Origin of the sequence: Ideonella sp. (assembly GCF_035254525.1) — a bacterium.
GTDB lineage: Bacteria > Pseudomonadota > Gammaproteobacteria > Burkholderiales > Burkholderiaceae_C > Ideonella.
In genome coordinates this window covers 1-6,854 of record NZ_DATFAN010000115.1, presented here as the reverse complement: position 1 = coordinate 6,854, position 6,854 = coordinate 1, and the positions used below count along the sequence as shown (strand labels likewise).

Sequence of the window (6,854 nt, the reverse complement as noted above, 5' to 3'; positions counted from 1 at the left end):
AGCGGCAGGATCGTGCTGACCGTGCCCTCGCCCACCGCCACCGGCTCGACCCCGAGGTCGACCATGAACGGTGCCGCGGCGAAGAAGCGGCGCAAGGTATCGAGGTCGACCTTCATCGCCGCCATCAGCCTGGGGGAGCTTCGCCCATCTTGGTGATGGTGCCTTGAGCCAGCGCGCACAGCGTCTCTTCGTGGCCGAGGACCGCGTAGACCTCGCAGCGGCACACGGCCTGCGTCTTGCCGATGCCGATCGCCTTGGCACGCGCGACGAGGCGTTCGCCGGTCGCCGGCTTGAGGTAGTTGATCTTGTACTCGGACGTCACCACCGGCACGCGCATCGCCGTGCCGCCCGCGTAGGTCAGCGCGTTGTCGGCCAGGTAGCTGACGACGCCGCCGTGGGCGAAGCCGTGCTGCTGCCTCAGCTCGTCCTTCAGCACGAGCTGCAACTCCACCTCGCCGGGTTTCAGGTGCGTCAGCTCGGCGCCGAGCAGCAGGCTGAAGGGCTGCTGGGCCAGCACGTCGCGGCCCATCTGCAGGAACAGTTCGGGGTCGAAACCTTGGGCCGTCATGGGGCACCTCCGGGTGGGTTCACTGCAGCCGCGGGCCGTCGGCCCGCAGGCGGATGTGCCAGGCCGTGTCGACCGCGCCCGGCTTGGGAAAGCGCGCCAGCGCCGCCTGCGCGACCGCGTCGACCCGGTCGGCCAGCGCGGCCTTGCCGGCCTCGGTCTGCATCGCACGCAGCTGGTCAGGCGAGGGGTCGTGTGCGTACGTCTCCAGCGTCAGGCCCGCACCACCGCTGAACTGCGCGCGCCGGTCGTTGCCCTGCTGGGCGAGCTGGGCAAAACTGACGACGACCCGCCCGGCCGCGGGCTGGAACTCGACCGTGACACCATCCTTCGTGCTGTCGTCGGGCCGCATCGCGAACTCGGCATCGAGCGCCGCCAGCACGCCGGCCACGTACACGCAGCCATCAAGCCGGGCGGCAGGCCAGGCGCCCAGCGCCTGGGCGAAGTGATCGGCGCTGTCGCGCGCCTCGGCCGGCACCATGCAGGCCGCCGGCAGCGGCAAGGCTGCTTGCTGGGCCCACCACAGCGCCGAACCCTTGTCCGGCCCGGCCGCCGGCGACGCATACAGGCTGACCAGCCGCGCACGCCCATCGCCCCGCCCGGCCTCGGCCGCGCGCATGTACAGCCGCGTCGCGCGCTCGACGCTCGGCTTCAGGCACAGCCCGTGTTCGAACATCGCCCCACCGAGCAGCCAGGCTTCGGGCGAGTTGCTGGCCAGTGCGGTGTTGAGCTCCTTCACCGCCGCGGCGCAGTCCTTGGCTTCGATCGCCTTAACGACTGCCTTGGTAGCCTCGGTGGCGGCGTGCGCGCCGAAGCTCAGGCCCAACGCCGCCAGCGCGAGCAGCCCGTGGTGAAGAGAGCGCGGGGACTTCACAGCACCTCAAAGATGCCTGCGGCGCCCATGCCGCCGCCGATGCACATGGTCACGCACACGCGCTTCGCGCCGCGGCGCTTGCCCTCGATCAGGGCGTGGCCGGTCAGGCGCTGGCCCGACACGCCGTAGGGGTGGCCGACCGCGATCGCGCCGCCGTTCACGTTCAGGCGGTCCATCGGAATGCTTAAGCGGTCGGCACAGTACAGCACCTGCACCGCGAAGGCCTCGTTGAGCTCCCACAGGTCGATGTCGTCGACCTTCAGGCCCAGGCGGCCCAGCACCTTGGGCACGGCGAAGACCGGGCCGATGCCCATCTCGTCGGGCTCGCAGCCGGCCACCGCGAAGCCGAGGAAGCGACCCAGCGGCTTCAGGCCCTTGCGCTCGGCATAGGCCTCGCTGACCACCGCGCAGGCACCGGCGCCGTCGCTGAACTGGCTTGCGTTGCCGGCCGTGACCACGCCGCCCGGCAGCGCCGTGCGGATGTCCTTGATCGATTCGTAGGTCGTGCCTTCGCGCAGGCCCTCGTCGGCGCTGCAGGTCACTTCCTTCGTGCGCAGGCCCATCACCTTGTCGGCCACGCCGGCGGTCACGGTGATCGGCACGATCTCGTCGTTGAACTTGCCGGCCGCCTGCGCTGCGCAGGCCTTTTGCTGGCTGGCGGCGCCGTAGCGGTCCATGCGTTCTTTCGAGATCTTGTAGCGCTGGGCCACGTTCTCGGCCGTCTGCAGCATGCTCCAGTAGATCTCGGGCTTCTGTTCCGCCAGCCAGCTGTCTTCGAGCAGGTGGGTGTTCATCTCCTGCTGCACGCACGAGATGCTCTCGACGCCGCCGGCCACGTACACCTCGCCCTCGCCCGAGATGATGCGCTGCGAGGCCAGCGCGATGGTCTGCAGGCCGCTGGAGCAGAAGCGGTTGACCGTCATGCCGCTGACCGTGATCGGCAGACCGGCGCGCAGCGCGACCTGGCGCGCGATGTTGGCGCCGGTCGCGCCTTCGGGGTTGGCGCAGCCCATCAGCACGTCTTCCACCGCGCCCGGGTCGATGCCGGCGCGCTCGACGGCGGCCTTCACCGCATGGCCGCCCAGCGTGGCGCCATGGGTCATGTTGAAAGCGCCCTTCCAGCTCTTGGCCAGCGGCGTGCGTGCGGTGGAAACGATGACGGCTCGGCTCATGGCGGGCTCCTGTGGGAAAGTGGGATTCAAGCGCCCGCGCCAGCGGCCTGGCTGACGAGGCGGTGGTAGAAGCGGATCAGCTCGGCGAGGTTGGCCGCCGAGATGCGTTCGTTGGTGCCGTGGAAACGGGCTAAGTCTTCGGGCTTCGCGCGCACTGGCGAGAAGCGGTAGATGTGGTCGCTGATGGCCTCGAAGTGGCGCGAGTCGGTCGCGCCGATCATCAGCCCCGGCGCGACCAGCGTGCCCGGGAACACCTCGCGCACCGTGCGGTTGATGAGCTGGTACGAGGCCGATTGGGTTGGCGACACCTTCGACGGCTCGCTGCCGCCCGGCAGCGCGACCAGCTCGTAGCGCCCCGGGCCGATCGCGGCGTCGGCCTCGTCGTGCACATGGCCCATCACGGCAGAGGCGCTGTCGCCCGGCAGCAGGCGGAAGTTCACCGTCGCCTCGGCCCGGCCGGGCAGCACGTTGTCCTTGTTGCCGGCGTGGGCCATCGTCAGCGCCGTCGTCGTGCGCAGCATCGCGTTGGTGCTGGCCTTGGCCTCGAGCTGCTTCTGCACCAGCGGGCCGAACAACCACAGGTTGGACAGCGCGACGCGCTGGAAGCCGCCCATCTCCGGCGCGATGGTCTCGAACATCTCGCGCGCCACGCCGCGGATGCCGGCGGGCAGCTGCTTGTCTTCCAGCCGGGCGAGGGCCGCGCTCATCATTGCGATCGCGCCCTGGCCCTTCGGCGGCGGCATCGACGAGTGGCCCGGCGTCGCCGACACGCGCAGCACCGCCGAGAGATACCCCTTCTCGGCGATGCCGATCAGCGCGGCCGGCTTCGCGAGCCCCGGCATCACGCCCTCGGTGATCAGCAGGCCCTCGTCGATGACGAAGTCCATGCGCTCGCCGCGCGACTTCAGCAGCGCGGCGATCTGTTTCGCGCCGCGCTCGCCGCTGACCTCCTCGTCGGCGCCGAAGGCCAGGTGGATGGTGCGCTTCGGGGTGAAGCCGCTGGCCGCCAGCAGCTCCATCGTCTCCATCTGCGCGATCAGGTTGCCCTTGTCGTCCCACGACCCGCGGCCCCAGACGAAGCCATCCTTCACCGCGCCGGCGAACGGCTGCTCGGCCCAATCGCCCTCGGTGCCCGGCGCGATGGGCACCACGTCCTGGTGGGCCATCAGCAGGATGGGCGGCAGGCTCGCGTCGCTGCCCTTCCAGGTGTAGAGCAGGCTCAAGCCACCGACCAGCTCGCGCTGCATCACCGCGTGCGCCTTGGGGTAGCGCGCCTGCAGCAGCCCATGCAACTGCTCGAACTGGTCGGCGTTCTGCTGCGCATCGTCGAGGCTGGACACCGTGCGCAGGCGGATCGCCTCGGCCAGGTGCGCCGCCGCGGCCGCCTCGTCCACCGCGAGCGGCGGCGCGGGCGGCACATCGAGCTGGCGCGAGCCCTGGCGCCACGTGTTGGCCGCCACCGCGGCCACCAGCAGCACCAGCACGGCGAGCACCGTCAGCGTGAGGCGACGCAGCATCGTCTTCAGTTGAAGTTCTTGCCTTCGGCCACCAGCTTCGCGAGCAGCGGCGCCGGTTGCCAGAACTCGGCGTCGTCATTCGGGTTCTGCGCGAAGCGCTTCATCGCCTGGGCCACGTTGTAGAGACCGTAGGTGTCGGCGTAGCACATCGGGCCGCCGCGGTGCAGCGGGAAGCCATAGCCGGTGAGGTAGACCATGTCGACGTCCGATGCGCGCTGGGCGATGCCTTCTTCCAGCAAGCGCGCGGCCTCGTTGACCAGCGAGAAGACCAAGCGGTGCACGATCTCGTCGTCGCTGATCTTGCGCGGCGTGATGCCCATCGCCTTGCGGTGGTCCTCGATCATCTTCTCGACCACGGCCGAGGGGATCGCGTCGCGCTTGCCGGCCTGGTAGTCGTACCAGCCGGCGCCGGTCTTCTGGCCGAAGCGGCCCATCTCGCACAGCAGGTCGGCCGTCTTCGAGTAGCGCAGGTTCGGCTTCTCGATGTAGCGGCGCTTGCGGATGTACCAGCCGACGTCGTTGCCGGCCAGGTCGCCCATGCGGAACGGGCCCATCGCGAAGCCGAACTTCTCGACCGCCTTGTCCACTTGGCTAGGGGTGCAGCCCTCTTCCAGCAGGAAGCCGGCCTGGCGGCTGTACTGCTCGATCATGCGGTTGCCGATGAAGCCGTCGCACACGCCCGAGACGACGCAGGTCTTGCGGATCTTCTTGCCCAACGCCATCACGGTGGCCAGCACGTCCTTGGCGGTCTTCTCGCCGCGCACCACCTCCAGCAGCTTCATCACGTTGGCCGGGCTGAAGAAGTGGGTGCCGATCACGTCCTGCGGGCGCTTGGTGAACGCTGCGATCTTGTTCACGTCCAGCGTCGAGGTGTTGGTAGCGAGGATCGCGCCGGGCTTCATCACCTTGTCGAGCTGCTCGAAGACGGCCTTCTTGACCTCCATGTCCTCGAACACGGCCTCGATCACCATGTCGGCGTCGCCGATCGCGGCGTAGTCGAGCGTCGTCGACAGCAGGGCCATCGTGGCCTCGTACTTCTCGGCTTTCAGCTTGCCCTTCTTGACCTGGGCCTCGTAGTTCTTGCGGATCGTCGCGACGCCGCGCTCCAGCGCCTCGGGCTTCATCTCGAGCATCACCACCGGCGTGCCGGCCGAGAGGAAGTTCATCGCGATGCCGCCGCCCATGGTGCCGGCGCCGATGATGGCGACCTTCTTCACCTCGCGCAGCGGGGTGTCCTCCGGCACATCGGGGATCTTGCTCGCGGCGCGCTCGGCGAAGAAGGCATGGCGCAGGGCCTTGCACTCGGGCGTCATCATCAACGCCAGGAAGATCTCGCGCTCGAGCACCATGCCGTCGTCGAACCTGCGCTTGATCGAGGCTTCGACCGCGTCCACGCACTTGCCCGGCGCCGGGAAGTTCTTCGCCATCGCCTTCACGGTGTTGCGGGCGAACTGCAGGTAGCCATCGGGGTTGGCATGCTTGACCTTCAGGTCGCGCACCAGCGGCAGCGGGCGCTTGTCGGCGACCTCGGTCGCGAAGGCGATCGCGCCAGCGAGCAGGTCGCCGTCGATCATCTTGTCGAACAGCTTCTGGCCCGGCAGCGAGGCCAGCACCTCGCTCTTGACCGGCTCGCCGCTGACGATCATGTTCAGCGCCGTCTCCAGCCCCAGCACGCGCGGCAGCCGCTGCGTGCCGCCGGCCCCCGGGATCAGGCCGATCTTCACCTCGGGCAGCGCCACGTTGGCGCCCGGCGACGCGACGCGGTAGTGGCAGCCCAGCGCGAGCTCGAGCCCGCCGCCCATGCACACGCTGTGCACGGCCGCCACGACCGGCTTGCTGCACAGTTCGAGCGCACGGATCAGCGACAGCAGGTTGGGCTCGGCGATGGCTTTGGGGGAGCCGAACTCCTTGATGTCGGCACCGCCCGAAAAGGCCTTGCCGGCCCCGGTGACGACGATGGCCTTCACGGCGGCATCCGCCTGCGCGCGGTCGAGCCCATCGGCCACCGCGCGGCGAGTGTCGTAGCCCAGCCCGTTGACCGGCGGGTTGTTCAGCGTGATGACGGCGACCGGGCCGTGAAGCTCGTAGCTGGCGCTCATGTTCGGGATCCCTTCGGAAGGACGTGGGGAAATGGTGCGGGGAGGAAATAGAACGATCGTTCGATTCTAGGGAGGAACGGAAGCCCCTCAGTGTCTCTGCCGTGACAAGGGCGGGGCTAGGTGAAACCCTAGGAACCCTCCTTCCTTCGAGCGTCGTGGCGGGAGGGGTGGGCACCCGCGCGGCAGTGCGAGCGACCGCGTGCCACCCAACGAGCAGCAGGGTGGTCGCGGTGCCCCTCGGGCGGAGGCCTCATTCGCGGTCGCGCCACCCCGTTCGAGGGCACCACAGTGATGAAGCGGCTGTCCACCGCAGTCGGCCCGCGCCCCAGACGAGCCGAGTCATCCATGACTGCGACGAAACCGACAACCGATGGGACGAGTTCGAGCCACGCGCGCCCGCGCTGCCCCTATCCTCCCCGCTTCACGTCTTCCGGCACCACCATGCCCACATCGCTTCGCCACCGCCTGACCCGGGCGGCCGCCGCTTTGGCCCTTGCCAGCCTGTCGCTGGCCACCCTGCCCGGCCATGCCGAGGACGAGGCGAAACCCGACGCCCCGCCGAAGAAAGCTCCCTGGAACGTGAACTCGCCTCCCGGCGAGGCACGCACCGTCACGCTCGACACGCGC

General features: G+C 69.3%; 6 protein-coding genes. 1 reads left to right on the top strand and 5 read right to left on the bottom strand.

What is annotated here, in order from left to right:
• Nucleotides 1-124: 124 nt before the first annotated feature.
• The 5 genes from VJ693_RS11215 to VJ693_RS11195 are packed head-to-tail and all read right to left on the bottom strand — an operon-like array spanning nucleotide 125 to nucleotide 6,227.
• Nucleotides 125-568 (bottom strand): PaaI family thioesterase, encoded by a 444-nt coding sequence (locus VJ693_RS11215; protein WP_324154132.1) that lies wholly within the window; start codon nucleotides 566-568, stop codon nucleotides 125-127.
• 19 nt (nucleotides 569-587) lie between these two features.
• On the bottom strand, nucleotides 588-1,439 hold the full coding sequence (locus VJ693_RS11210; protein ID WP_324154130.1) for a hypothetical protein: 852 nt from the start codon (nucleotides 1,437-1,439) through the stop codon (nucleotides 588-590).
• A complete protein-coding gene (locus VJ693_RS11205) occupies nucleotides 1,436-2,611 on the bottom strand; it encodes an acetyl-CoA C-acyltransferase (RefSeq protein ID WP_324154128.1) in 1,176 nt (391 codons plus the stop codon). Before VJ693_RS11205 ends, VJ693_RS11210 begins: the two co-directional genes overlap by 4 nt.
• Before the next feature lie 26 nt (nucleotides 2,612-2,637).
• On the bottom strand, nucleotides 2,638-4,128 hold the full coding sequence (locus VJ693_RS11200; RefSeq protein ID WP_324154126.1) for a M20 family peptidase: 1,491 nt from the start codon (nucleotides 4,126-4,128) through the stop codon (nucleotides 2,638-2,640).
• A 5-nt stretch (nucleotides 4,129-4,133) separates the two neighbouring features.
• Complete coding sequence (locus tag VJ693_RS11195) at nucleotides 4,134-6,227, bottom strand: 3-hydroxyacyl-CoA dehydrogenase NAD-binding domain-containing protein (protein WP_324154125.1); 2,094 nt, start codon at nucleotides 6,225-6,227, stop codon at nucleotides 4,134-4,136.
• Nucleotides 6,228-6,668: 441 nt separating this feature from the next.
• On the opposite strand from VJ693_RS11195, the gene VJ693_RS11190 reads away from it, so the two are divergent.
• Nucleotides 6,669-6,854 (top strand): hypothetical protein (locus VJ693_RS11190; protein ID WP_324154123.1); only part of this gene is annotated, 186 nt, incomplete at its 3' end.

What these genes read in the sequence shown, in the direction of transcription:
- VJ693_RS11200 (WP_324154126.1), bottom strand. Translation starts at nt 4,128, where the DNA reads ATGCTGCGTCGCCTCACGCTGACGGTGCTCGCCGTGCTGGTGCTGCTG.
- VJ693_RS11215 (WP_324154132.1), bottom strand. Translation starts at nt 568, where the DNA reads ATGACGGCCCAAGGTTTCGACCCCGAACTGTTCCTGCAGATGGGCCGC.
- VJ693_RS11205 (WP_324154128.1), bottom strand. Translation starts at nt 2,611, where the DNA reads ATGAGCCGAGCCGTCATCGTTTCCACCGCACGCACGCCGCTGGCCAAG.
- VJ693_RS11195 (WP_324154125.1), bottom strand. Translation starts at nt 6,227, where the DNA reads ATGAGCGCCAGCTACGAGCTTCACGGCCCGGTCGCCGTCATCACGCTG.